This window comes from Phaeodactylibacter sp., assembly GCF_022763345.1.
Lineage (GTDB): Bacteria > Bacteroidota > Bacteroidia > Chitinophagales > Saprospiraceae > Phaeodactylibacter.
The window spans coordinates 1-26937 of record NZ_JALEGS010000055.1; the positions used below are offsets into that span (position 1 = coordinate 1).

The window sequence follows — 26937 nt, forward strand, 5'->3', positions numbered from 1 at the left end:
ACGGTCAGCAGCAGGTCGCTCTGCGCTACGCAGTTGTCGCTTACCATGTCCGTTGGTGTAGTAAAGCCTACACCCGCTACCGTAAAGGAGGCAGGTACGCCTGGCGTCAGTACGTCGCCTGTTTCCAGGCCGTCTACGGTGGCGTTGGCCGGGCAGTCCGCACCTTCCTCTGTAGTCAGCGTGAACTCCTCAGAGAACCCACCTTTGTTGAAGTCCGGCTTGGTGTTGTCCTGAATCGTAAAGGTCTGTCCGCGCTGACGGAAATTACCGCAGGCATCGAAGTAACGGAAGAACACCTTGAAGCTGCTCTCGCAGTCACCCGTAGCGATTTCGTTGATTTCCCAAACGAAGATTTCAATTTCAGAAGGATCACTGCAATTGTCGGTGATATTATTGAAGCCCTGTACGGTGTTGCCGTGTACGGTAAAGCTCCAGTTATCCGCTGCCGTAGCAATCGGGTTGCTTTGGTCAACTACCAGATCGGTATCTGCTGATCCGGGGCAGGTTGCACCCTCATCGGTGGTGAAAGTCATGTCCTGCAAAGCGATGCTGCTCGGGCGGGTATCGTCGACAATAGTAAATTCCTTACCACGCTGACGCCAGTTGCCGGCCTCATCGTAATAGCGGAAGAACACCTTGAAGCTGCTTTCGCAAGCATCAGTGGAAATCTCGTTGATTTCCCAAACAAAGATTTCAATGTCTGATGGATCGCTGCAATTGTCGGTGATGTCATTGAAACCGTCAATTTCCACGCCGTGCACGAAGTAGCTCCAAGTATCCGCTGCGGTGGCAATCGGATTAACCTGATCAACGACCAGGCTGGTATTGGCAACACCGGGGCATTCAGCACCATCTTCCTCTGTTGTCAGAACGACATCAGGCAGTGCGATACTGGATGGGCGCTCGTCATCTTCAACCGTTACGGTGAAACTGCAATTGTCCTGGTTGTTGTTGCCATCTGTCACTAAATAAGTAACGGTATGCTCACCACCGCTCAGGGTAGTTGCGAAGGTTTCCCCCTGTACGACTGTTTGCGGTGTGCCATTATCAATACTAGTGGTTAGTGTAATTGGCGCGCATGCACCAGCACTTTCAGTTGGATTGGTCCAACTCGCTGAAGCTGTGCAATCACCAGTACCATTATTGCTGGTTTGTACTGTAATACTCTCGGGGCAGCTAATCACAGGTTCAGGCAACACTACTACGGTAGTTTGCTGGTTCAATCCTGTAGTTTCACAGCCATTGGCATCCCGGATGGCGGTCAGCGTATAAGTGTAAGAACCGGGGTCCAGTCCCTGCAGGGTCCAGAACGGATTACCGTTACCAGCACCAGCGGAGGTATAGTTGCCACCATTAAGTTCAGCAATAGCAACCTCGTAAGGCGGCTGGCCAACTGTACCTTCGAAAGTCAGGAAGGCATCCGCATTGGCACATACCGGACCAGAATTGCTGATTGTACCCGCTGGTGAAGGCCATACGCCTACCCAAACACTGCGGAAATCATCATTGCCACAGCCGGATAGATCCTCTGCTACAAAGCTTAGACGGACCCAAACGATATCCGTTTCGCTATGGCTGAGCGTTGCTACATAATCAGACAGCGTAGTGCCGCCGGAGATGCCGCCGCTTACTGGTCCGTAGCCATTGGTATAGCCACTGCCCTGGCAGTCACCGCCTATTTTGTAAGCTGCGCCGAGTAAGCGGAACTCAAAGTCCGTTCCTTCCACCAGCCCATCTGCTTCAGATACGAGGTCAAAGTTCACCTCATCTCCGTTGCAAATTTCATTTGAATTCGGGCAGAAAGCACTCGGTGGGTTATTGAAGACAAAACCGATTTTTGGTTGTGGCTTGATCTCCACTACCACTGACCGGAAGTCATTACTGCCACATTTCAGGTCTTTCAACACCAGATTATATTGTACAAATACGGAAGCCGTTTCGTCATGCGACAGGGACTCATTGATTTGAGTGATCACGTCGCCATTGCTCAATGTACCATCCATAATGGGGCCATAGCCATTGGTGAAGCCACCTGTGCTACCTACCCGGTGGCGTACCACTACTACTTCCACCTGATAATCACTGCCCAATCCGTAAAGGGCTGCCTGAGCAGGCAGGGCGTCTACACCAATATCAACGGTGCTGCCATTGCAGAGGGCGTTGTTGGCAAAGCCGGGAGGAGCAGAAAAGTCAAACGCCAGCTTTAGCTGCGGGCGAACCTCAACGACCACAGAACGGAAATCCTGCGTGCCGCAGATCAAGTCTTCCAAAACAAAATTATACTGTATGAATACTGGCACTTCCTCACTATGAGATAGTGTCTCATTCACTCCGGAGATAACATCTCCGCCATTCAGTGTGCCACCGTTTACGGGACCATAGCCATTGGTAAAGCTGCCAGAGCTGCCTTCGCGGTGCCGCACGATAACGTTGCGGATTTCGAAATCAGTTCCTTCGTTGAAGTGCCCCACCTGCTCTGGCAAGACGTCAAGGTCGATATTTACAGTACCTTCGTTGCAAATCTCATTGTTGGCAAAACCTGGAGGGTTTTTAAAGTCGAAAGCCAGCTTCAGTTCCGGGCGTACCTCTACCACCTGAGTAGCGGTATTCACACAGCCATTGGCATCTTCAATCGTCAGTTCTACAGTATAAGATACCGGAGCTGTGCCCATATTTGGTGGGAATGCAATCTCAGCCCGGCGGCGCCCACTCACGTCACCTGACTGTCCGGCAAGAGTAATTGGTGCTGCAGGGCTCACACTCCAGCTATAGGTGTTTACGTTTCCTCCGGGAGTAGGATTGCCCAGATTCGCGAGGTAAACGCCAGTCTCACCAGAGCACACCTCCGCAAAGGGATTGCCTGCAAACTGTTGAATTGCAACTGTTGGCAACGGGTTGACTGTTACCGTGTGAGTTGGCGCATCTACTGAGCAGCCATTGTCATAAGTTACCATTAGATCTACCGACTCTGAGCCGGCATCAGCCCAGGTGGCACCAATACGCCGTGGGGTATTATCCAATGCCAACTGACCAGTGCCTCCTGTGCCTGCGCCCGGATCTTCAGCAGGGCTGCCGGAAAAGCTCCAGCTGTAATTGGCTACCGGTGGCGGGCCGGAAGAGGAGATCGATGCCAAAAAGATGGCCTGATCACCTTCGCATACTTCGTCAAATGGGTTTTGACCAAAGGAATTGATCGTTACTGCCGGCGCATCCAGTACCGTTACTTCGAGGGAATTGGTAGCGGTGCAGCCGGTCGCAATATTTGTGACCAGGAAAGACAGGGTATGTGTTCCCGGTTTTGTCCACTCAATCTGAATATTGCGTGCGTTCTGGCCAGCCAGGATATTACCTCCGCCGGAAAGTGTCCAGCTTACGGTATTGATGCTGGCCGTATTAGCTTCTGTTCCGTATTCGAATACATCGCCAGGACAGGCGTTGTGATCTGCATCAAAATCCAAGTCTTCACTGAATGGGAAACTAACGAAAGTGCCTGCCGAACGGAACATATTGCTCGGTGGAGTATTAATCGCCACATCCAGCTGAGGCGCACTCACAGCGCAACCGTTAACGTAGGTGACATCAAGGTTGACAGACTCTGCGCCCGGGTTAGCCCAAGTCGCACCAATACGGCGTGGAGTACCATCGGTAGCCAACTGGCCGGTGCCGCCACTGCCTCCTGCACCTGGTTCTGTAACCGGACTACTGGCATTACTGCTGAATGTCCAGGAATAATTGGCCACCGGCGGAGGGCCCGAAGAAGAAATGGAAGCCAGGTATACGCCCTGCTCGTCCGGGCAAAGCGCATCGAATGGATTGCCACCAAAAGAGCCAATTGTGATCGACGGCGCATCCTGTACCGTCACCTCAAGAGAGTTGGAAGCGGTGCAGCCGGTCGCAATATTCGTCACCTGGAAAGACAGGGTATAGGTTCCCGGCGTTGTCCATTCAATTTGAATATTGCGGGCATTCTCACCGGCAAGGATATTGCCACCGCCGGAGAGGGTCCAGCTTACGGTATTAATGCTTGCTGTATTTGCTTCTGTCCCGTATTCGAATACATCGCCGGGGCAGGCGTTGTGGTCGTTATCAAAATCCAGCGACTCCATGAAGGGAAAGGTCACATATGTACCCGCAAGACGGAAAGCATCGCTGGGGTTATCATTCACCGTAATGGTATGCGTAGGCGCGGTCGAAGTACAACCATTTACAAAGGTCACATCAAGATCAACGGTCTGCGTCCCGAGGTCTGTCATGCTGTAAGTAGCACCCTGATTACGTTTTGTAAGCCCATCTGCAGCCGTCTGCCCGAAATCCATAACGGATGGGGAGCCAGAGAAAGACCATTTGTAAGTCTGAACAGCCGGAGTCATTGCACTGCCGGCAGCGGCAGGAGAAGCCAGAAAACGCGCTTCCTCTCCAAGGCACACGGCATTAAAGGGGTTTTGTGCAAAAGGCTGAATACCAATGTTTGGCACCTGGTTAATGGTTTTGGTTAGCCCCGACAGCACACCACCTTCACAACCGGTTTCCGTGTTGCGAATGAAGGCCTCGAGCTCATACGTGCCATAAAGCGGCATATTATTCACACCGGTAGCCAGTTCGGAAGGCCGGAAACTGAAGCCATTATTAAAAATGGCAAATTCATCATTGGTGGCCGAATTGTCTGCCTGCGTGTATTCACCACTGCTAAACGCCGGCGTATCACTGCCAGGGAAAGGTGTGAAATTGACAATACGCCAGACAACAACTTCATCCGTGTTCAGGCTGGCACCGCCAACCTGCAGACGCCGCAGGGTATTTTGAGACTCTCCATAGCAATGTGGGTCATCAAAAACGACAGTACTCAATGTGCCCGGTGTCGGCCCTACATAACCGTAGAATTCAATATCATCAACTCCATTGTCTGCGGTATTCCCAAGCCAAAGCTGATCAAAGGCGCTCTGACTGCCATCGTGAAAACCATACACCCGAAAGGATACTGCTCCGGTTACCTGTTCAAAACCAGGACCCGTGAGTGGTACCGTGTATTGACCAACCCCCGAAACGGAAAAAGTGGCCAACGGAGTGTTAAAATTATCGCCTCCGGCATCACTGTAAACTACAGCGTTAGGGATAGGGGCTCCCATGAAAGTACCCAAATAAAGCTTTAGCTCGGTGAGGGTCATGCAGTTTCCGTTGCTGGGGCGAATCGTGATTTTGTAGTAGTCAGCAGCGCCCCTTGCTATTGCCAGGTTGGAGCCATCCCAGTTACGAGCAGTAAAGGTATTGGCTCGTGCTGGTGTACCATCCGTGTTGAGACCGCCTCCACGTCTAACATCGCCGGCTGTGGCATTGATTCCCGAAGCATTGGTGGTAGCCAATACTGAGACCTCATCACCACTATTTCCACCAAAATCCCAGGCTTTAAGCAGCGTTTGTGCGCCCAAACTGCCTGTTGAAAAAGCGAACAACAGGATGAAGGCAACTGGTCTCCACGCCGAGTGTAGTAGGGAATCTACCTGCCGTGGAAGAGGAATCGCCTGATAGCATCTTGTAAACAAGATACTTTCCTCAGGCTTCCGCCTTCGAAAAAAAGTGTTAGTGTAATTCATAAGAATTGAGGTTTGTGATTGTTTAGCGTTTGCTTATGCCCATAGGTCATATATAGGCATAGGTATATTATTAGGTCTTATGACCATTAAGTTCAATGTCCGCAAAAGAGGTTTTAAAGTTTACCTGCTCCCTTCATTCATTTGGTTTTTGCATCAAATGATTTCTAATCGAGGTGAGCTGTAAATGTGCATACTATTAGTATTTAGAGATACTATGTTAGCATCTCTTAGCAACCTTAGATATAATGCCGCTTAAAAGCCTGAAGGAACACATATACCTTCCAGCCAGGCACACCTATCCAAGGACAACACTTTGCATTGCCGATGTTAATGCAACCGTATTTGGATCCACACCAATTCTTTATCCGTGGATAAAAAATTTGAACCTCCAATAGGGCAATTGCCTGTATTGAAGCAAAGTGAAATGTGGACACAGATATCCTATCTGTACCTAACATTGAGTTATAATGAGCAGCAACTACGTGCGTGGAGACGATATACGTTTAGGTAAGGAGGGAATAATCGTAAGTATACCTTTATTCACCGGTGAGTAGTGAAGCCTGCAAGGTAATCCTAGCCTGTAAGCTTGAAAGTACCCGCAGCTCTTCTTAAATTCATCCAGGTGCATAAATGTCTTCATGCTTAATGCTGCAATTAAATATGACAGCTTCAATTAGAAAACAAAAACAGCGACCTTGAAAAGATTTGAATTGAACAAGCAACCCAATACTTTGACGGTTACTGTTTTGTGCATACTGTCAGTACCACAGTGAGTGGTTTAGATGTGCATACTTGAAAGAGCTTGGATTTATTCTAGATGCTTTCGCATTTCGTATTATAATGTTACAAATGTAAGCACTGCACCTGACTTTTCAAAGCCTTGTGTGACCAACAATGAAATAAACGTAAATCTGTCTAATGGCTTACAAAATAACTTCTCCTAAAAGACGGTATCACCATACATTTTTTTGAATTCTCCAGGCTTAAAGCTAAGCCCGGTTATTATTTTTCGCTTTTAAGGCGTTCGATTTCTTCAGCAACTTTTTCCGCCTCGGCAGACTTTTGGGCATAGGCTTTAATGTCACCTCCTCGCTGGATTTCCATCGCCTCTTCCATTAGCTTTAAGTACTTTTTCTCCAGTTTTTTGACTGGGTCTTTCTTGAATAGTCCAAACATAGCTTTTCGGTTTAGACAGGAAACAGCGATTCCTAAAAATGGTTTTCAAAAACACAGCCGGATACCACAATCAAGCAGTATCCGGCTGTTTATCAGTTAATTATTCTCCGCAAGGAAGAACCTCTATTTTAAGCCACAGCTTCTTTCACCAGGTCTGCTGCTTCCTGTAAAAGGATAGCAGATTTCACGGCAAGGCCTGACTCATCTATCAGTTTTTTAGCGACATCTGCATTGGTGCCCTGCAAACGGACGATGATCGGCACGTCGATATTGCCCATGTTTTTGTAGGCATCCACAACGCCCTGTGCAACACGGTCACAACGGACGATACCACCAAAAATATTGATGAGGATCGCTTTGACTTCCGGATCTTTAAGGATAATGCGGAAAGCCTGTTCCACGCGCTTGGCATCAGCGGTACCCCCGACATCAAGGAAGTTGGCGGGTTCGCCACCGGAAAGCTTGATGATATCCATCGTCGCCATAGCCAGGCCCGCGCCATTTACCATACAGCCCACGTTGCCATCCAGCTGAACGTAGTTTAAGCCGTACTCTTTAGCTTCCACTTCGGTTGGGTCTTCCTCATCAGTATCGCGAAGCTCAGCGAGATCAGGATGACGGAACAATGCGTTGTCATCGAGTGTCACTTTGCAGTCTACGGCAATGATCCGATCATCTCCAGTCTTCAGGCAAGGGTTGATTTCGAACAGGGAGGCATCTGCACCTACAAAAGCTTTGTACAGGGAGCTGATGAACTTCACCATTTCCTTCATCGACTTTCCGCTCAGGCCGAGGTTGAACGCAATTTTACGTGCCTGAAAGCCTTGCAGGCCAAGCGTGGGATCAATGTACTCTTTGTGCACCAGGTGCGGTGTTTCCTCTGCTACCGTTTCAATGTCCATGCCCCCTTCAGTGGAGTAGATAATGACATTGCACTTTTTCTCCCGGTCCATAAGGACAGAAACATAGAACTCGTCGCACTCGTCGGGAGAAGGCACATATGCATCTTCGGCGACCAGGATTTTCTTGACCAGCTTGCCCGGTCCTTCCATTCCACCCGGCGTCTGCGGGGTCTTCAGCATCATGCCCAGAATAGCGTCTGCCTTTTCCTTAAGATCGCCCTCATTTTTCACCAGCTTAACACCACCGCCTTTGCCGCGGCCGCCGGCATGAATTTGAGCTTTGACTACAGCAAAGCCGGAGCCTGTTTTTTCTTTGATCTTTCCGTAAGCATCGACTGCCTCGTCTAAGGTATTGGCTACGAGGCCTTCCTGTATGGCTACGCCATAGCTCTTCAGCAATTCTTTTCCTTGGTATTCGTGAAGGTTCATGCGCTATTAATATGGTTTGTGATGGATGCCCAAATGTAGTGATTTTATGCAGCTATCAGAAGCTTTTGGCCGCAAAATGGCAAAGTTAAGCCCCTTGACTATCCGGGCTTTTTCGTACTTTGAGACTTATTCTCATGGCACTGATCCAGATAATGAACTGACTATCAGATAGCCTTGTGCTAACACCTTTAAACAAAAGTGCTGCTATGGCCACCAATGCATCCCCTAAGCCTGCTTCCAATACCACCCTGCCTGTTCAAAAACGGCTGCGCGACTTCAATACCTCCTGGAAAATGCGCCTGTTTTTCCTAAAACAACTGCCCTCCTGCTGGTTTTGGGACATCCGGGTAGACCGCTGCGATACAGATTCCTGCGTGGTCAGTATCCCTTACCGTTGGACAACTCAAAATCCCTTCCGGTCCACTTACTTCGCCGCACTAAGCGGAGCGGCAGAGCTTTCCACCGGCACATTAGCCTTGCTGGCCCTTACCGGGAAAGGCAGGGTTTCCATGCTGATTACAGGATTCGAAGCCACATTTATCAAAAAAGCCGACACCCGCACTACGTTTACCTGTAATGCGGGTGCCGAAATCAACGCTGCCGTGGACCGGGCAATAGCCACCGGTACCGGGCAGGATGTTACCGTACTGACCACCGGGCGTAATACCCATGGTGATGTGGTCTGCAAAATGCACCTGACCTGGTCTTTCAAGAAGAAGGCCTGAGGGGCTACTTTTTCTTTTTTGCAGTGGTCGTTTTTTTCTTCGCAGGTGCCTTTTTCTTGGCGGCCTTTTTCTTCGTTTCCTTAAACGAGCCAGGCAACTCTGCCTCAATGATGGCTTTCACCTGCTCCAGCGTCAAGTCTTTAGCCGCCTCCGAGGTCATCCGCTCGCCATCCACCTTTGGGATTTTGACGTTCTTGCGCTTAAAGCGGATGAAAGGCCCCCAACGGCCATTCTCTACGGATATTTTCTCCTCGTCCCAACGGTGGATATAGCGGTTGGCTTCTTTCTCGATCTTCTTCTCGATCAGCTCGTGCATATCCTCAAGCGAGATATTGTCGAAGTCGTATTTCCGGGGCACATTCACAAACAAGCCATCGTATTTCAGGAAGGGGCCAAACCGGCCTTTGCCTTTGGTAATCGGCTTGCCTTTGTAAGTACCTACGGGCGCATCTTCTTTCAGCTTGGCTTTAATCAGCTCAAAAGCGCGCTCTTGAGAAAGCTCCAACGGGTCTTCGTCTTTTGGGATGGAAACGAAAAACTTCTCTCCCATACGAACATAGGGCCCATAACGGCCAACGCCGATTTGGACTGGCTCTCCTTCGTATTCACCAATGTCTCTGGGCAGCTCAAATAACTTGAGTGCTTCTTCGTAAGTAATGGTCTCCATAGACTGCCCATGACGGAGGTTGGCATACTTGGGCTTCTCGTCCTCTTCCAGCTCATCGGGCGCACCGATTTGCGCTACGGGGCCGTTGCGGGTCATGCGGGTAAGCAACGTGCGGCCAGACTCGGGATCTTTACCAAGCACCCGCTCCCGCGTAGGGCGTTCAGCATTTTCCAGTGTTTGTTCCACTGTTTCGTGGAAAGGCCCATAGAATGCCTTTAGCATGTTGGTCCACTCCTTGCTACCCTCAGCAATGGAGTCAAATTGCTTCTCAATATCAGCCGTGAAGCTGTAGTTCATGATTTCCTTGAAGTGCTCGCTCAGGAAATCGGCTACTGTAATGCCCATATCGGTGGCAAACAGGCGGTTCTTAACCGCGCCCGTCATCTCCGTCAGGGTTTCTTTTTTTATCTCGCCTGCCTTGGTAAGGGTTAGGAGCTGATAGGCCCGTTCGGTCCCGTCCCGGGTTTCCTTAACGATATAGCCACGCTCCGGCTCCATAATTTTGCTAATGGTAGGTGCATAGGTGGACGGCCGGCCAATACCCAGCTCCTCAAGCTTCTTCACCAGTGCGGCCTCCGTGTACCGGGATGGCGGGCGGGTAAACCGCTGAATGGCTGTCATGTTGAAGAGGTTGAGGTCCTGCCCCACCTTCAGCGGCGGCAGCATGCCCTTTGCTTCCTGATCTTCGTCTTCGTCATCGGTAGACTCCAGATAGACCTTCAGGAAACCATCAAACTTTAACACTTCGCCCTCCGCTTTGAGGTAAGCATCCGGCACGGTGCTAATGCCGATTTTAACAATGGTTTTCTCCAGTTCTGCATCGGACATCTGGGAAGCGATGGTCCGTTTCCAGATGAGTTCGTACAAACGCTGTTCGTCCCGGTTGCCGGAAGCATTTTGCCGGTTAATATAGGTAGGGCGAATGGCTTCGTGCGCCTCTTGTGCGGATGCAGATTTGCCTTTATAACGGCGTGTTTTCAAATACTGGGAGCCGTACAGATGTTCGATTTCCTTGGCAATGCTCTTCAGTGCGACTTCACTCAGCGCTACGGAGTCCGTACGCATATAGGTAATATGCCCAGCCTCGTAGAGCCGCTGTGCCACACTCATGGTCCGCTGCACGCTAAAACCCAGCTTACGGCTGGCTTCCTGTTGCAGGGTGGAAGTGGTAAAAGGTGCGGTTGGGCGGCGCTTGAGCGGCTTCACATCAATATCCGTGATGCTGAACACCGCTTCCCGGCATTGCTGCAGGAACTGCTCCGCGTCTTTCTCGGTGGAAAAGCGGGATGGGTTCTCCGCCTTTAGTTTTACGGATTTCCCCTGCTCATTTTTTACATCAAAAAGCGCATTGACCCGGAAAAACGGTGAAGGCTCAAAGTTCATAATCTCCCGCTCCCTTTCCACCAGTAGCTTGACTGCTACAGATTGGACCCGGCCGGCAGATAGCTTGCCTTTGATCTTTTTCCAAAGGATTTCGGATAGTTCATATCCTACCAGGCGGTCCAGAATCCGCCGGGCTTGCTGGGCATTGACCAGGTTTACATCCACCGTGCGTGGCTGCGTAATGGCCTTTTGAATAGCCGGCTTGGTAATTTCCCGAAAGACGATCCGCTTGGTTGAAGCTTCATCAAGCCCAAGCACTTTGCACAAGTGCCAGGAAATGGCTTCCCCTTCGCGGTCTTCATCCGTTGCAAGCCAGACTTCATCCGACTTTTTGGCCAGGTCCTTGAGTTCCTTGACTACCTTTTTCTTGTCGGACGAAACGACATACTTGGGCTCAAAGTCATTCTCAATATCCACTGCCCCGCCCCGCTTATCTAAATCGCGGACGTGACCGAAGCTCGACTTGACGGTAAAATCCTTGCCGAGTATCTTTTCTATGGTTTTCGCCTTGGCTGGCGACTCTACTATAAGTAAGTTCTTTGGCATAGTTCTTTATTGGTACAAAGCGCTTTTATGACTGCAAATGTATAAAATTCATGAATTGTTCAAGCCTGGGGGAAGGGCACTGCCCCTTATATACGCAAAAAACTGGAATCAAAGTGTATATTTGCGACAACAGACACTTTTTGTTTTTCTTCATATATAACAAAACGCACCTGAGTGAAAACGCAAACATTTAAATGTAAAATTAATTCCTCAATTTCGCGTTTAAATGCCAACCCTCCCCGCCAAAGAAAACCTTTTATAAAAACATCATCAAATTCTAAACGACATTTCCACCTTTTGCTTATGCGCCTGTTTTTCATCCTGATCTCTTTACTGCTATTTGGTGGCTCACTGCCTGGGCAGCGGTATTTCCCGATCAAGAAGGACAACAAATGGGGGCTGATTGATGCCTCCGGTGAGCTGGTACAGGCTCCGGTTTATGATGCTATTGGCGAATTTAAGCAGTTTGGCTATGCCGTCATGCAGTTTGAGGGCAAGGTTGGGCTGCTCGGTGACAACGGGCGGCGGATCCTGGAACCCCGGTACGAGGACATCAAAGTACTGGACTCCACGCTGATCGCGGTTATGGACAACGAAGCCTGGATGGTCGTCAACCTATTCGGCAAAGTCATTTTAGAAAAAGGATACGAGCGGGTCCACGTCGTTCGCCCAAACTTCCTTACTTTCCAGAAAAAGGGCAAATGGGGGCTCACCAATCAGTTTGGGCATCGTCTCGCACCTCCGGAATACGACGAAATCAAGTCCTTTGGCGGAACGTTTTTCCTGACCCGCAAAAATCAGCAACTGGGCCTGCTCTCCGGTACCGGGCGGCAGATCATTGCCAACCGGGCGGAAGATATTCAAGTTTACCAAGACAGTCTGTTTTTCTTCAAAGAAGACAATCACTGGGGGGCAGTAGATTTTTACGGTATTGAGCGAATCCCCAATGAATTTAAGAGCTATAGCAAAATTGATGAAGGGTATATCAAACTCAGCAGCGAAAAAGGCAACAAAGTCTTTAGCCTTTATTGCAACCGGGTGATCACGCCCAACTGGCATCACGATTACTACAGTTTCTCCCCACGCTATCTGATTGTAAAAGACAACCGCCGCCTGGGGCTCATCAACTGGTGCGGACAGGAAGTTTTTGCGCCAGCCTACCATGAAATCCAACCCTATACCCGCAACCACTTCCGGGTCAATCAGGATGGGCAGTGGGGCGTTGCCAACAAGGAAGGTGAACTGCTTATCCCTATGGCCTACGACTATATAGCGCCCCTGAAGAACAAACTTTGTGTGGTAAAAAAAGACGGGCTATTTGGATTGGTCCATATTAATGGAAAGGAGATCGTTGCGCCTGCTTACCACCGCATTGTGCTTGAGCAACAGCAAGCCAGGGCTTATACCGAAAGCCCGACCGGGGGCGAACAGCTTACCCTCCTTACTTTCGACGCCGATGGCTACCTGCGGGACGCTAATCAGCTACAGCAACATTTTCAGGTGAAAATAGGGGGTGAATCAAAGCGGGCTTCCGAAGGCGAGTTGGAAGCATCCACTCAAAACAGTCAGCTCCTTAAGTATTTCGAATGGTTTTATGCACCAGAGGAAGACCGGTGGGGGCTGCGCCGCCTGAGTGACGGGAGCGTTCAGATTGAGCCCATGTTTTCTTACGTACAGGTGGAGCATGACCTGGGGCTCACTTTGGTTGGCATTCCTCAGTCCCATACTGTAGGCTTTGACCGTACCCGATTCCGGTTCGACCGCACCTACGGCATTGTCAACAATGAAATTGGGCTGATGGTCACAGAGCTGGAGTTTCTGGACATCCGCCTGAATGATTTTAGGCAGGGCGGAAGCTTGGCCCGCTGTGTTTTTAGCAATGGCAGGCATGGGCTGATTGATCAGACCGGACGGATTGCCCGGCGGGACCTGGCCTACATCGGGCATTTTGTCAATGGCGTTGCCCGTTTCAGCTTCAGCGGGCAATTGTCTGGCAACACGGATGCGGAGCTGCACCTTGGGCTTATTCGCGACTACCTGAGAGCATTGGCTTCTCCTAGCATTATGCAGGATTATACGCAATATGATATTGAGTTTAAGGCGCAGGCCAACCTTATCTGTGAAGGTTGTGAATGGGGCTACCTTGATCAGGAAGGACAAGTCGTTGTGCCTCCGCAGTATACTTTTGCCAAAGACTTTGTCAATCAGGTTGGTATTGTGGCATGCCACGACAAGTGGGGCATGGTCAACCGGGATGCGAAGATCATCCTCCCGTGTGAGTACGATGGTGTACAATTTATGGAGAACACCGACAACCAGATGGTCCGGGTGTACATTAAAGAGCCCAAATATGGGCTGGTGGACACCCTTGGGCAAATCACAGTCAGCGCTGTGTACGACGAACTGGGGTACTTTAGCGAAGGCAGGCTGGCCGTGCGCCGCAATGGGCTCTGGGGCTTCGTAAATACCGATGGTATGGAAGTCATCCCCTGCCGCTTCCGCGAAGTTCAAAACTTCAGTCAGGGCCTGGCGGCCGTTCGCCTGGGCTCAGGTTGGGGTTTTGTGGATAAGCAGGGGCGTATCATGATCGATTTGCAGTACCGCAGAGTGGGGAGTTTTTCCGACGGGCTGGCCTGGGTCGCAACCGACGATGGCATGGGCTACATCAATGAAGCCGGCGCTATGGCGATCCAACCGGATTTTGACCGGGCTTATGATTTCCAAAATGGCACCGCCCGGGTCATGGTAGATCAAAGCTATGGCTTGATTGACGTAACCGGAGCCTATCTACAGCGCCCGCGATTTACCCATATCGAGGCCTTTGACAGCAACGGCCTTGCGATTGCACAGGATGGGGGGCACACGGTTCATTACGAACTGATTGATCAGCAGGGCAACTCCGTCACCAAACAAAAATTCAAATCCATCGAGCCATTCCGGGAAGGGTTGGCTGTTGTCAAAACAAAGAATGGGTACGGTTATATTGACATCCGTGGCAACCTGGTCATAGAAGACCGCTTTTCAAAAGCCAGCCCGTTTTCAGAAGGTCTGGCTGCAGTTCAGCTGGAAGGGCAGTGCGGCTATATAGATGTGGCCGGGCGGCTGGTTATCCCATGCGATTTCTCTAAATGCCTTGATTTCAAAGATGGCCGTGCCGTGGTGTACAAGGGTATGCGCAAAGCTGGACTTATCGATCAATCCGGCAGTATGCTCATCGAGCCTAGTCTTGACCGTCTGCTCAACTTCCAGGAAGGACGAGGCCTGGTACGGGATGAACAATACCGGTTTTACTACATTACCGAACAGGCCAGTCCGTATAATGGCTATTACGAACAAGCAACCGAATTCCAATACGGAGTTGCGGTCGTACAGGTGAATGGGAAATGGGGTATTATCAACCAGAAAGGCATTGAGATCATCCCGCCCCGCTATGACAAGATCGACTCCTTCCGGGATGGGTACGCCCGGGTCCGGATTCAGGGCTTTAACGGGCTGGCCAGCCTGGACGGCGAGCTGTTGGTGCAGCCTGATTATGAGTACATCAGCTACGCAGGAGAAGGGCTCTACCGCGTGGAAAAGGGTGATAAAATTGGCTACTTCGACCAGTCCGGGCAGTGGGTCTGGGCACTAAACCGTTAAGTAAGCCCGTGCTTCTTTCCTTACGTTGCTCAAGGTTTATATCCATAAATACAGCAGCGTTTATCTATTTTCTACCGCCCTTGGCATAAGGTTGTTGAAAAAGGCGAAGTGATACCATATTTTGTACGCTAGTTTAATCCGGTGCCGCACACCGGGACAATTCTGAAAGTATTCCAACTATGAAGAAGAAGAACGTAGCAGGTTTTTTGGCGTTGATTTTTGGCTTTTTTGGCGTGCACCGGTTTTACCTGGGGCAACGCGCTTTCGGTATTCTATACATGATAATTGCATTTTTTGCTATTTTAATTACGGCTGAAGAGGGCGTACCTTTTGTCCTCGCTCCTGCCATACTGGCACTTGTGGATGCCGTTCTCTTCTTCGCTATGCCCAGAGAGGACTTTGACCGCCGCTACAATAAAGATAAAGACCGCCATTGGTATGGCAGGCACTATCAAAACACCGACCGTTTCCCGGCACCAAGCCGCCGCCGCAGGGTCCACCAATCTGAGTTTGAAATCGTAAAGCGGCGGGGCATCCAAAACTTCCGTGATTACTGCTTTGAGGCGGCAGCTGAAGATTTTGAGCAAGCCCTGAGCCTTGAGCCCGAAAATGCGGCCATCCACTACAACCTGGCGGCCACTTATTCCATGCTGGAGGATGAACAGCTTGCGTTCCAGCACCTGGAAGAGGCGGTAGAATACGGCTTTGACCAGGTAGAAAAAATCCATAACCACGACGCCCTGGCTTTCTTGCGCTCCCGCCCGGCCTTTCAGGCTTTTGTAGACAACGGCTACCGGCTACCGGTACTTGGGCTGGAGGCACCGGAGGAATCGGAAGAACTGGAGTTAAAATCACCCCGCCCCTCCCCTGTCGCCAAAGATGCCGCAACGGCTCCCAACGATAAACTGCTCGAACAAATCGTGGAGTTAGGCAAGCTCCGCGACCGGGGCATCCTCACAGATGAAGAATTCGCTCAGCAAAAGGAAAAGCTGATGATGAAGCAGCGTGGCTAACCCCCGTTGTACAGCATAAAAAACGGGCTGAAAACCGAAGTTTCAGCCCGTTTTTTATTTAACCCTGTGGGCTGCTCACTTAAAACCGGAACATCACCCCTGCCATAGCATTAATCCCGAAAATCGGGTAGCGGAACCAACGTTCCCGGCGGTTGTTGGCGAGGTTGTTGATTTGAATAAACCCACCAAACTTTTCTGAAAAGAAGAAGTCTGCGCCAAGGCTAAGGTCAAACAAGCCATTTAGGTTGTCTGCCTCCATGGTCTCCGGGTTCAGATAAGGCACCCCGTTTTCCAGGAAAAAGTCCCCTTTAACAGTCAACCGGTCCTCCATCGTAGTGTAGCGAAGCCCGGCATTGACAGAAAGGGCCGGCAGATGCCAGGGTTTCTGATCATCCTCAAGCGTGTATATGTTTTGGCTGAAAGCCGCAATCGCCTTGAAGCCCTCAAAAATTGGAGCCGTTACGGAGCCTTTGATCGTGACGATACTTCCATCCTGGTACAGGACATCAAACCTTGGATGATCATCGAAAGGATCGAGCAGCCGGAAAGTGGCCAGGTCATCAACGGCCTGATAGCCAACCTGAAAATCATAGTCTATACCCTCTACATTGCCCCGGGCACCACCGTAATAACTGTAATACAACGTGTTGCGAATGCGAAGGGGCGAGCCCACAAATGGGTTGTAAGTAGCCAGGCTACGGTAATTGTTCTTCTGCAAAGTACCATCAGCGCCCACGTAGGCGTTCACGATGCCCTCCAGAATGACGGCTGTAGCCTCAATATCCGGGAAGAAGGTGAAGTTATCGTCATTGGAAGCCAGGTTAAAGCCAAGCTTCACGCGAAAGCGGTCGGCATGGTAGGTGTAGTTCGGCCGCAGGAAGAAGTTGTTCAGGCTTTGGTCGCCTTCCGAATCATCGTAGCTCGTGAAGTCGGTCTGTATTTCCACCGAAAGCGGGTGGGTATCGTCAAACCACTTGGTGCCACGGAAAACCAAGTCGAAGCCATTCTCCCGGGAAGGGGAATAGCTGTCGTTCATCAGGTAGGTTTTGAAGCCTGCGTAGTAGTTGAAGTCTGCCTCAGTACGGGCACTATTGTAAATACTAGCCTGACCGTCAAAGATAGAGAAGCGTTGCCGTACCTCTTCCGGGTCGAAGGTAATCACCTCGTCAAGTGCCTCCGCCACCTCATTGTAGCCGTAATAATGTACAGTATTCGAGGTGTATTCAAGGTGGGCATTGACGGCAAAGCCCTGATCGAAGTGGTAGGTCCCATCTACGCCACCGTTGCTGTTGCTGAAGCGCTGATTCTCGACATTTTGCCCGTTGTTGGCAGAATGGTGATTGGCGAAGAGATCAATGCTCAGGTTGTCGTTATTGTTAATGTTGTAATACCCCTGCCCGAATAAAGCAGCTGGGAAACCACCGCCTGCTTTGATGTAGCCGTTGTAGCCTTCTTCGGTTTTTTCCCGCCTCATGGCGAGGGGCCTGATCTTTGGCGGCAGATACTCTACAGGCAGCGTACCGGAAAACACATCGTACTCCAGCCGGCGGGCGGAGGTGTCCAGGGGGGGCAATTCCGGGTCTACCCGAAACCGCTCCGCATCGCCCAGGCGGGCATCGAAGCTTTTAATGATATCAATTTCGCCGGAAGGCAGGTCGTCCGGGTCTTGTGCCAAAGCAGGTTGGGCAAAGGCAACTCCAATCAGCAGGAACATTATAAACTTGCAGTATTTCATCGGGCTATGCGCTATTTTTTAGTCTGAGGAATAAGGTTTAGTGCCCTGCCTTCCGTCTGACAGGGCATTAAGGATGTCGCTACTGGCCACCATCTGTGTCCATGAAGCCATCATCTTCCGGGCTGGTATTCAGGCGGCTGGACTGATTGATCAGGCTGTTGATGGTTTGGAGTTTCTCTCTGGCCTCACTAACCAGCTTCTGGTCGCCGTCGTAGTTTTCCAGCAACGCTTCCAGTGCAGCCCGGGCATTGTAAAGGTCTCCTTTCTCCCGGAGGATATCCGAAAGCAGGATCACGCTTTTGGCTACCCAAAACGGATAACCCGAACTCTCCTTGTTGGCATTGATGCAAATCTCCTGTGCCCGCTCCAGGTCCCGGCGCAGGTAGAAGATGTAGGCTTTGAGGTAGCGGGCTTCCGCCGTTTGTTCATTATCGCTCAGGCGGATGACCTCATTGAAAGCCGTGAGGGCATTCTCATAATCCTGACGGTCGTAGGCCATCTTGCCGAGGTAGAAATTCGCGGTGGCAATCTGTAGCTGTGAGGCATTGGGGTTAGTGGCTACTTTGCGGGCCAGAGAATAGACCGCATCGTTTTTGCCTACCCGGTAAGCCGAGCGCAGGGCACCCAACTGAGCTTCAAACCGCTGCTCCGGAGATTGAGCCACTTCCTCCAGCTCCGTGTAGAGGTCATAGGCCATGAGGAAGTCTTTATCATGATTGTAGGCAATCAATGCTGCTTTTTCCAATGCCTTCACAAAGTACGGGCTTGGCCCCTTGTCCACCACAGCCGCGTAGTCCTCCAGGGCATTAGAGTATTGCCGCAGTACGGCGTAGGACTCTGCCCGGTGGTAGGTAGCCGGAAGGATGTACAAACCACGGGGAAACTTCCGGAGGTAATCCGTGTAGGACTGAACAGCGCGCTCGTAGTTGGCATTCTCAAACTGAGACTCCGCTGCCCGGAAGTTGATGGAGTCCCGGACCTCATTTTCCACATTGCCCTGCACCGTTTCCAGAAAAGCAAAGTAAGCATCCGGCTGCCCCAGGTCATCCACGTAGATCTCTTCCAAAGCCGCCATAGCCAGATTGGACTCGCTGGCGTCCGGGTTGGTGGAGAAGACCTGCTTGTAGTAGTTGATGGCACCGTCAAGGTTGCCTTGGTTGTAACTGATGAGGCCGAGGCGGATCAGCGCTTTAGTCACCAGTTCCGATTTGCCCTGATAGCGCCGGAGCAGCTCTTTGAGTGGTGCTGCTGCTTTGCTGAGCTGACCAATTTCCTGGTAGGTCGTGCCCAGGGCCAAGAGGGCATCGTCGGCATACTGGGACTCCGGATAGTCACGCTCAATACGCTCCAGTGCCAGGATTTTACTGCTTGTGCGCCCCAACAGCCCTTCGATAATGGCCTTTTGGTAAAGCGCGTACACAAATCCGGTGTATTGCTTATTCACAGCACGGTCGTAGTAGTCCACCGCACGCAGGTACTGATTGCGCTTAAAGAGGCAATCGCCTGCCCGGAGGGTAGCGTCGCCAAGCACCTGATTGCGCACCTTCTCGTTACGGATGAAGGAACGGTTACGGTCTATGCCGTCCACGGCTTCTTCGAAGAAGCCGAGAGCAGCGGTGTATTCCTCCTGCTTGAGGTAATTGTAGCCCTGAGTATAATTGGCGGTGAAGATAGAGGCCTCATCGGGCATATTGCTGAGGGTCTTAGCCAGTGTCAGGTATTGGTTGAGCAACCGGATACTGGCATTGTAAGCTTCTTCCCGGTGAGCGATATCGCCCAGCCAGTAAATGGCCAGAGCACGGGTGCGGGCATCAATGGAAACATCGAGCGACTTTTCGAAGTATTGCTTGGCGCCATTGATTTCGCCATTTTGCAGCAACTGCAAGCCCCGGTAGTACGATACCTTTTGGTAAGTCTCCTGTAGCTGTGGTGTCCGGTTGGGCAGAGACTCAATGATGTCCATCGCCTGCTGATAATCGCGGTAGCTGAGGAAGATTTCGCTCATCAGCTCCTGTGCCTCAATGTAATGCGGGGAGGAAGGCCGTAGCTCTTTAAGGGCATTGATGGCTTCGCGCGGGTCCTTCAGCTCATAGCTGAGCTTGGCGTAGTTCCAAAGCGCATCCTCCTGAATATCCTCATCATACGGCATGCGTTTGGCATTGCCGAAAGCGTTACGGGCATACTGCCGTTGATTGACGCGCAGGTAGGAATCGCCGAGGATGAACATCGCGTTCTGCCCGATTTCTGAGTCTACGGTAACCAAATCCTTGAGGTACTGAATGGCTTTCTGATAATCGCCTACCTGGTAATAGGTGTAGCCGATCTGATAGAGTTCTTCTTCCCGCAACCGGCTGTTGCGCTCAGCGTAGTACTGTAGGTAAGGCAGGGCTTTTTGGTACTGCCCTTTTTCAAAATAAGATTGCCCGATAAGCTGTTTAATTTCCGTTTCCTTGAGCACGCCCTGCTGCTTGACCCGGGGCTCCGCATAGGCGATCAGCTCGTCGAAGCGGCGCTCTGCAAAGTAAATCTGAGCCAGATAGTAAGGTACGTGAGGCTTGTATTTGCGGGAACGCTCTACGATGCGGAATTGCGAAATTGCTGCATCATAGCTGCCTTCAAAGAAATAGCACAGCCCGAGGTAGTAGTTGGTTGGATAGTAGTAATCGTTCTCCAGGTCCTTGATGCTTCGGAAGTTGGACTTAGCCTGTGTGAATTTCTTCTCCACAAACAGCGCGTAGCCCAGCTTAAACTTTACTTCAGCTTTTTGCTCCCGGCTCATGCCGGTGGTCGGCACTTTGGAAAAGAAGTCAATGGCTTTTTCATACTGCCGGGCATTGTAGTAGTAATCGGCTACCTCTATCAGCGCCTGATTGGCAATGGTATTAGGGGCATATTTGCGTACGAATTCGAGGATCAGCTTTTCGCCATCGGGCGCTTGCATCCGCACGGCGGTACGGGCGATATTCAGTTCTGCCTTTGTCCTCAGGAGCTCTGCCTTCGGCTCATTTACCGGCAGCAGTAAGCGATGGGCTTTTTCAAAATGAAGCCGGGCCTTTCCGTAGATGCCCTGCCCGAACATCAGCTCACCGGTCTTGTAAGCTTCATTCGCTTCGGTAAATACGGCAGTTTGCTGGGCCAAAACAGGCCAGCCCAACAGGAGGAACATCAAAATTGGGGCGATTCTTTGTAGCATGCTTAAGCGTTTTGTCATCGTTTTGCGTCTGCGGCTGGAGCAGTTGTGTGAATCACGAATTTATAAAAAAATAATCCGTACGCCAGCTTTTTGAACTTCGCACCCACAAATAACGCCACGCGGGTGGAAAAAATTACGCAGAACTGCGGGCAGATGAGGACCGGGTGAAGTCATGTTGATCACAAAAAAAGCCAGGAACCACTGCTCCCGGGCAGCTATTCCTGGCTCAGCCTTACTTCCGTGCTTGTTTTAAGCCTGGAAGCTGAGGATGGTCTCTTCTATGATGTCACAGCACTCACTGAGCTGTTCTTCGGTCATAATTAAAGGAGGCGCAAAGCGGATTTTGTTGCCGTGTGTGGGCTTGGCCAGCAGGCCATTTTCGGCTAGCTTCAGGCAGATGTTCCAGCCCGTTTTGCTGTCCTCCTCGTCATTGATGACGATGGCGTTCAGCAGGCCTTTGCCACGGACTAGCGTGACCAGGTCTGTTTTTTCCACCAGGTTCTTTTGCATGCGGTCGCGGAACATTTGGCCCAGGTGTTCTGCTCTTTCGGACAGCTTCTCATCTCGGACCACTTCCAGTGCAGCCATGCCCACTGCGCAGGCTACCGGATTGCCGCCAAAGGTGGAGCCATGTTCACCGGGCTTGATGGTCAGCATCACCTCATCGCTGGTCAGTACGGCTGATACCGGGAATACACCGCCGGAAAGGGCTTTGCCCAGAATGAGGATATCCGGTTTGAAGCCTTCGTGCTCGCAGGCAATTAGTTTTCCGGTACGGGCGATGCCAGTTTGCACCTCATCGGCTATGAATAGCACATTACGGGAACGGCAGAGGTCGTATGCTTTGCGCAGGTACCCTTCATCGGGCACCACCACGCCGGCTTCGCCCTGAATAGGCTCGACCATAAAGCCTGCCACGTTGTCGTCCTGAAGGGCTTCTTCCAGTGCGGGGAGGTCGTTGTAGGGAATGATTTCGTAGCCCGGCATGTACGGCCCAAAGCCAGTGGTACTGCTGGGATCTGTGGAGGAGGAAATTGCCCCCAGGGTACGGCCCCAGAAGTTGCCGGTCACGAAGATGATCTTGGCCTGATTGGCGGGCACGCCTTTGACTTCGTAGGCCCATTTGCGGCACAGCTTTACAGCCGTTTCGCCCCCTTCCACGCCAGTGTTCATAGGCAGTACACGGTCGTAGCCGAAAAATTCAGTGATGAACTTTTCGTAAGGCCCCAGCATATCATTGTGGAAGGCCCGGGAAGTCAGGGTGAGTTGTTCCGCCTGCTTTTTCAGCGCCTCTACGATATGCGGGTGGCAATGCCCCTGATTGACAGCGGAATAGGCCGCCAGGAAGTCGTAGTATTTTTTGCCCTCCACGTCCCAGAGGTAAGCTCCTTCCCCGCGGGTGAGCACTACAGGCAGTGGGTGGTAGTTGTGCGCGCCGTAGCGGTCTTCCAATGCGATGTAGTCCTTCGAGGAGCGTAGCGTTTCCTGTTGTACCATGGGTAAAAATTTCTTGTTAGGAAGTTATAATTTGGTCTGACTGCGCAATGATAGCACCTTTTTCGCGCATTTCCGAAAGGGCTTTATCTGAATCGCCTTCATTGAGATTGACGCCCCGGCAACCATCTTCTACGAGGTAGGTTTTGAAGCCCAGCCCGAGCGCATCAAGTACGGTGAATTTCACACAAACATCAAGGGCTAAGCCGAGAATGTAAACTTCTTCCACGCTTTTTTCCTTCAGGTAGTCGCCCAGCCCGGTGGCTTTGCGGTGCCCGTTGTCGAAAAAACCACTGTAGCTGTCAATTTCGGTATCCGTACCTTTGACGAATACTTTTTCAAAAGCGTCCGTATTCAGCCCAGGCGCAAACTCTGCACCAAAGCTGCCCTGTACGCAGTGGATTGGCCAGAGGATTTGCTGCAGCCCGTTCAGTTCGATGACATCGCCCGGGTAGCGCCAGGGGTGCATAGCGGCAAAGCTTTTGTGGTTGGCAGGGTGCCAGTCTTGGGTAGCGACCACCAGGTCAAAGTGTTCCATTAGCTTGTTGGCGACCGGTATAACCTGATCGCCCTCCCTGACCTCAAGGGAGCCGCCGGGGCAGAAGTCGTTCTGTATGTCAACACAGATTAGTGCTCTCATCGCGCATAGGTTTTATTAATACGAAATCAGTTGCAAAGTGTCCAGCTCTGCGCTTATTCGGAGAATGCGCTCAAGCCGCTCTTTGTTTACCGCAGTCCCCCGCCGATTGGCCCAATCGACCATAAAAACCGGTGGCAGGCTGACGGTAGCCGAATCATTGACGGTGCGGGCTTCCGGGGCAAACTGAATAGACTCAATATCCGCACCGAAGGATTCACGCGCTACCCGCAAGCTTTTGGCAATTAGGGTAGAATCGCTTTGGCGGCGGGCCAGGGCGCGTTTGAGGGCTTCCGTCTCCTCTACTGCGGAATTGGCCGTACGGCGTTCGGTTTCCAGCATTTTCACCACCTCCTGCCGCTGTGCCTGCAGAGAGGTCTTGATGTCTTCCAGGCTCATTTCAGCCTGCATTGGAAAAAGGCGCACCGGCGTATTCAGGTCGTACTTCTCGTGCAGGAGCTCCTGATAATACAATACAGAGTCTTCGGAAATGCGGCGCCCCAGTAACTGAAGGATCAGCTTATTGGTATCCCGGTCAATGGAGGTCAACTCATAATTGATGCAAGCTTGTGGGAAGTAGGTATCTACAAAGGCCTTCACCTCCGCTTTGTCTTGCTGCATCTCGTAGAGATTGTACAAAATGATCCCACTTGGCAGAGAAACGAGCAGGCTGAAGAAGGCGGTAATCATGCGGTTGCGGCGCGCCTCCCGCGCATCTACGTAGGATTTGAAGGGGAAACGCAGCAGCCGGATGATGATGTAGGTGGTCAGCGCAATGAAAAAGGAGTTAAGGAAAAACAGGTAAAATGACCCGCCGATGATCCCAAATGCCCGGTTGATTTCTGCACTAAAAGCCTGTGGCTCCATACTGCCTTTTCTAATCCAAAGCTCGAAGACCTCGGCCACGCCAAACCCCGTCACACAAAGTGGCGGCATCAAAGCCGTAGCAATGGCAACGCCCGGTATGGCGTTCGTCTTATCCTTTCTGGAGGAGGAAATGATACCAGCAAAACCGCCGAATATAGCCACCAGGCCATCCAGGAATGTGGGGGAAGTCCTGCCCTGTATTTCCGGGGTGATGTGCCCAAACGGGCTTACGAAAAAATAGAAAGTGCTCACAAACAGGGCAATCAGGATGGCGATCCCAAAGTGCCGCATGGAGGTGAACATGGAGTCCTTATCATTGATGGCTACGCCTAACCCTATGCCCAGAATAGGGGACATCAGGGGCGACACCAACATCGCACCAATAATTACAGCCGGGGAGTTCAGGTCAAGCCCAAGGGAAGCAATCATAATGGAGCAGCCGAGGAGCCAGGCATTAGCCCCCTGCATGCGCTTGTTGTTACGGATTGCAATGATGGTGCCTTCGCGGTCAAGCCCGGATTCAAGGTCAAGCAGGGTGTGGAACCATTCTCGGGCAGCCTGCCAGAGGTCAGACAGGGCCTCGCCGATGGTTCTGGAAGACGAATTGGGTGACGGAGTCGTTGCCATAGTGTAGAGGTATTAGCTTAACAAGCCATCCTTCATTTCCAGCCGCCGGTCGCTCATCTGCGCCAGTTCTTCGTTGTGGGTGACGATCACGAAGGTCTGCTGGAAATCGTCCCGGAGCTGAAACAGCAACTGATGCAGTTCCTGAGAAGAAGAAGAATCGAGATTACCGGAAGGCTCATCTGCGAAAACAATGCCAGGTTGGTTCATCAGTGCGCGCGCCACAGCCACCCGCTGCTGTTCCCCACCGGAAAGCTGTCCTGGTTTATGCTGCAGGCGGTCGCTAAGCCCCAGGTAGTCCAGCAGTTCTCCGGCCCGTTTGCGGGCTTCCCCTTCCGGCTTTTTGGCGATCAGGGCAGGCATGAGCACATTTTCCACAGCGCTAAATTCCGGCAGCAGGTGGTGGAACTGGAAAACGAAGCCAATATTCAGGTTGCGGAAGGCCGCCAGCTTTTTGGTGCCCATTTTCTCAACTGCCGTGTCATTGATCAGCAGCTCACCACTGTCCGGGCGGTCGAGGGTGCCCAAAATATGGAGCAGGGTGCTCTTTCCAGCGCCAGACTTCCCGACGATGGAAACAAACTCCCCTTTCCCAATCGAGAGGTCTACTCCTTTGAGTACCTGAAGTTGCCCGTATGCTTTTTGAATACCTGATGCCTGAATCACAAGCCGTGGATTTTGTGAGCGGTAAAAATAGAAAAAAGTAGCAGGTTTCGTGAAAGTACTGTGCTTTCCTGTTTTGACTTAAAAAAAATAAAACGTAAATTTATCAGGCAAATTAACGCGTGCTGTGGAGAAGAAATTAGAGTCTATTGTTGGATTGCTTAAAGCATAAGCTAAGTTCTGTCGCTACTTTATATTAACTCTCTGATTATGTATTTATATGACCGCTTTCTACAACTTAACTACTTATGTGACCTTGACGATACTAATAAAGCTAATATCATGCCTATTAAAAACAACTTTCTCGTCATTGGGGGATATGTCATAAGCCTATTTTTCGCGCTAGCCATAAGTAGTTGCAAGAAAGATTGCCTGGATCCCACTAACCCAGAATGTTCTAATTATGATGCTTGCCTTACGGCTACACGGACTAGTGCAGATTTTGGCTTTTTCAATAAAGGGTATTTGTCATCTAATGGAGAAAGCGTAGAAATATTTCTCCCTACGCGGGATACCGTATTTATACCAGAAGGAGGGTCTTACTTTATGTATTACCGGCCCAATTCTTCTGAGATGGATTATTATGAATGGCAAATTGGTCTGGATCCAAGGACTTTTAACGACAGCATCCACCGCACTATCTTTCAAAATGTTGCTGGGGATATTGATGTCACGCTTAAGGTAGAACAGGAATTACCGAATACGGATTGCTTCCCGGATGATACGGGGGTAGATCAAGTCACCCGGACCATTCATTTTATACCTTACACCGCATCAACCATTGAAGAAGAACTGAAATACAGACCTATTTATGGTGAGTACCTGGGAGCAAACGAAGATGCTCCTCTGGATACCTTTCGTATTCAGATTATCAGGAGAGACTGGGCTGGTGTGGGACCCTATGTTGAGGGCCTGTTTAAAGAATTTATAGTTTGGCGCTTGACAGGAAACTCCCATTACATCTATTTTATAGAAGAGCGGACCGAATACAATGCAGAGGGTTCGATAGAGTTATTGCCGGATAATAAAACGATAGTGATTGACTATTTGATCAAGCACCACGATGGGAGCGTCATCCCCAAGAAGTGGGTGGGAGAGAAGATATAAAACCTTCTTTGTCATTTCCAATCATTTTAAGGCAGATTGGGCGGTAAAGAAGTTGATGTTTTATCAAGCGTTTTTCCAGTGAAGGGAATTCCTTCTGAAGCAAGCGGGAGCTTCTCCCTTTAAACTGCTTCATGATTTCGCTGATCGAATGCTTGGCTGGGTACTCTATGTGCATATGGATGTGATCGCTACTCACTACTCCTTTTAGAACTTCTATTTCTAGTGACTCGCAGTCTTGGAGTAATAGTTCCCGACAACGGTGCTTTATTTCTTCTTGCAGCACTTTATACCGATACTTGGTCACCCATACTACATGGCAAGTTAAACGTGTTAGTGTGTGCGATCCTCTACGGTACTTACTCATGCCTCTTTTGGCATAAATTTAGCAAAATGAAATGTCCGCATTAAAGTGCGGGGTTTTAAACCATTTTTGAGACCAATAAATTACAAAAAATGAAGAGGAAAACTCTATTTAAGAAAAAATACGATGATTTCATTTTTCGAGTTTTTACATTAATAAGTTCCCGGGCATATTATGGTTTATTG

The 26937-nt window shown here is 50.6% G+C and carries 15 protein-coding genes; 4 read left to right on the forward strand and 11 right to left on the reverse strand.

Annotated elements, in window-relative coordinates; translation table 11 throughout:
* The 3 genes from MRY86_RS15310 to sucC all read right to left on the reverse strand — a co-directional run.
* The coding region (locus MRY86_RS15310; protein ID WP_293571610.1) for an HYR domain-containing protein at positions 1 to 5591 on the reverse strand (5591 nt) is incomplete at its 3' end.
* A 1002-nt stretch (positions 5592 to 6593) separates the two neighbouring features.
* Positions 6594 to 6767 (reverse strand): DUF6435 family protein, encoded by a 174-nt coding sequence (locus tag MRY86_RS15315; RefSeq protein WP_293566098.1) that lies wholly within the window; start codon positions 6765 to 6767, stop codon positions 6594 to 6596.
* Between the two features lie 128 nt (positions 6768 to 6895).
* Positions 6896 to 8098 (reverse strand): ADP-forming succinate--CoA ligase subunit beta, encoded by a 1203-nt coding sequence (gene sucC / locus MRY86_RS15320; protein WP_293566096.1) that lies wholly within the window; start codon positions 8096 to 8098, stop codon positions 6896 to 6898.
* A gap of 206 nt (positions 8099 to 8304) precedes the next feature.
* Between sucC and MRY86_RS15325 the strand changes: the two genes are divergently transcribed.
* Complete coding sequence (locus MRY86_RS15325) at positions 8305 to 8823, forward strand: DUF4442 domain-containing protein (RefSeq protein WP_293566094.1); 519 nt, start codon at positions 8305 to 8307, stop codon at positions 8821 to 8823.
* 4 nt (positions 8824 to 8827) lie between these two features.
* Here MRY86_RS15325 and topA read toward each other — a convergent pair whose 3' ends face one another.
* The gene (gene topA, locus MRY86_RS15330; RefSeq protein ID WP_293566092.1) at positions 8828 to 11419 is read right to left on the reverse strand and encodes a type I DNA topoisomerase; all 2592 of its coding nucleotides are present in this window, start codon (positions 11417 to 11419) and stop codon (positions 8828 to 8830) included.
* Positions 11420 to 11722: 303 nt separating this feature from the next.
* Here topA and MRY86_RS15335 point away from each other — a divergent pair, with 303 nt between their 5' ends.
* Together MRY86_RS15335 and MRY86_RS15340 are read left to right on the forward strand one after the other, a co-directional pair.
* Positions 11723 to 15058, forward strand: coding sequence for a WG repeat-containing protein (locus MRY86_RS15335; protein ID WP_293566091.1), 3336 nt, complete (start codon positions 11723 to 11725; stop codon positions 15056 to 15058).
* A 179-nt stretch (positions 15059 to 15237) separates the two neighbouring features.
* The gene (locus MRY86_RS15340) at positions 15238 to 16071 is read left to right on the forward strand and encodes an NINE protein (protein WP_293566089.1); all 834 of its coding nucleotides are present in this window, start codon (positions 15238 to 15240) and stop codon (positions 16069 to 16071) included.
* Positions 16072 to 16150: 79 nt separating this feature from the next.
* Here the strand turns inward: MRY86_RS15340 and MRY86_RS15345 are convergent, their stop codons facing one another.
* From MRY86_RS15345 to MRY86_RS15370, 6 genes are all read right to left on the reverse strand, one after another.
* Complete coding sequence (locus tag MRY86_RS15345; RefSeq protein WP_293566087.1) at positions 16151 to 17806, reverse strand: hypothetical protein; 1656 nt, start codon at positions 17804 to 17806, stop codon at positions 16151 to 16153.
* A 79-nt stretch (positions 17807 to 17885) separates the two neighbouring features.
* Positions 17886 to 20999: a tetratricopeptide repeat protein gene (locus tag MRY86_RS15350; protein WP_293566085.1), complete on the reverse strand. Its 3114-nt coding sequence runs from the start codon at positions 20997 to 20999 to the stop codon at positions 17886 to 17888.
* 249 nt (positions 21000 to 21248) lie between these two features.
* Positions 21249 to 22496, reverse strand: coding sequence for an ornithine--oxo-acid transaminase (gene rocD, locus MRY86_RS15355; protein ID WP_293566083.1), 1248 nt, complete (start codon positions 22494 to 22496; stop codon positions 21249 to 21251).
* A gap of 16 nt (positions 22497 to 22512) precedes the next feature.
* Positions 22513 to 23133: a bifunctional nicotinamidase/pyrazinamidase gene (pncA, locus tag MRY86_RS15360; RefSeq protein WP_293566081.1), complete on the reverse strand. Its 621-nt coding sequence runs from the start codon at positions 23131 to 23133 to the stop codon at positions 22513 to 22515.
* A 15-nt stretch (positions 23134 to 23148) separates the two neighbouring features.
* A complete protein-coding gene (locus tag MRY86_RS15365) occupies positions 23149 to 24624 on the reverse strand; it encodes a DUF389 domain-containing protein (protein ID WP_293566079.1) in 1476 nt (491 codons plus the stop codon).
* A gap of 12 nt (positions 24625 to 24636) precedes the next feature.
* Positions 24637 to 25287, reverse strand: coding sequence for an ABC transporter ATP-binding protein (locus MRY86_RS15370; protein WP_293566077.1), 651 nt, complete (start codon positions 25285 to 25287; stop codon positions 24637 to 24639).
* Between the two features lie 279 nt (positions 25288 to 25566).
* On the opposite strand from MRY86_RS15370, the gene MRY86_RS15375 reads away from it, so the two are divergent.
* Entirely contained in the window at positions 25567 to 26391 is an 825-nt protein-coding gene (locus tag MRY86_RS15375) for a hypothetical protein (protein ID WP_293566075.1), read from the forward strand.
* Here MRY86_RS15375 and tnpA read toward each other — a convergent pair.
* Entirely contained in the window at positions 26357 to 26755 is a 399-nt protein-coding gene (tnpA, locus tag MRY86_RS15380; protein ID WP_293571611.1) for an IS200/IS605 family transposase, read from the reverse strand. The two genes, MRY86_RS15375 and tnpA, sit on opposite strands and share 35 nt — an antisense overlap.
* Between the last annotated feature and the right edge of the window lie 182 nt (positions 26756 to 26937).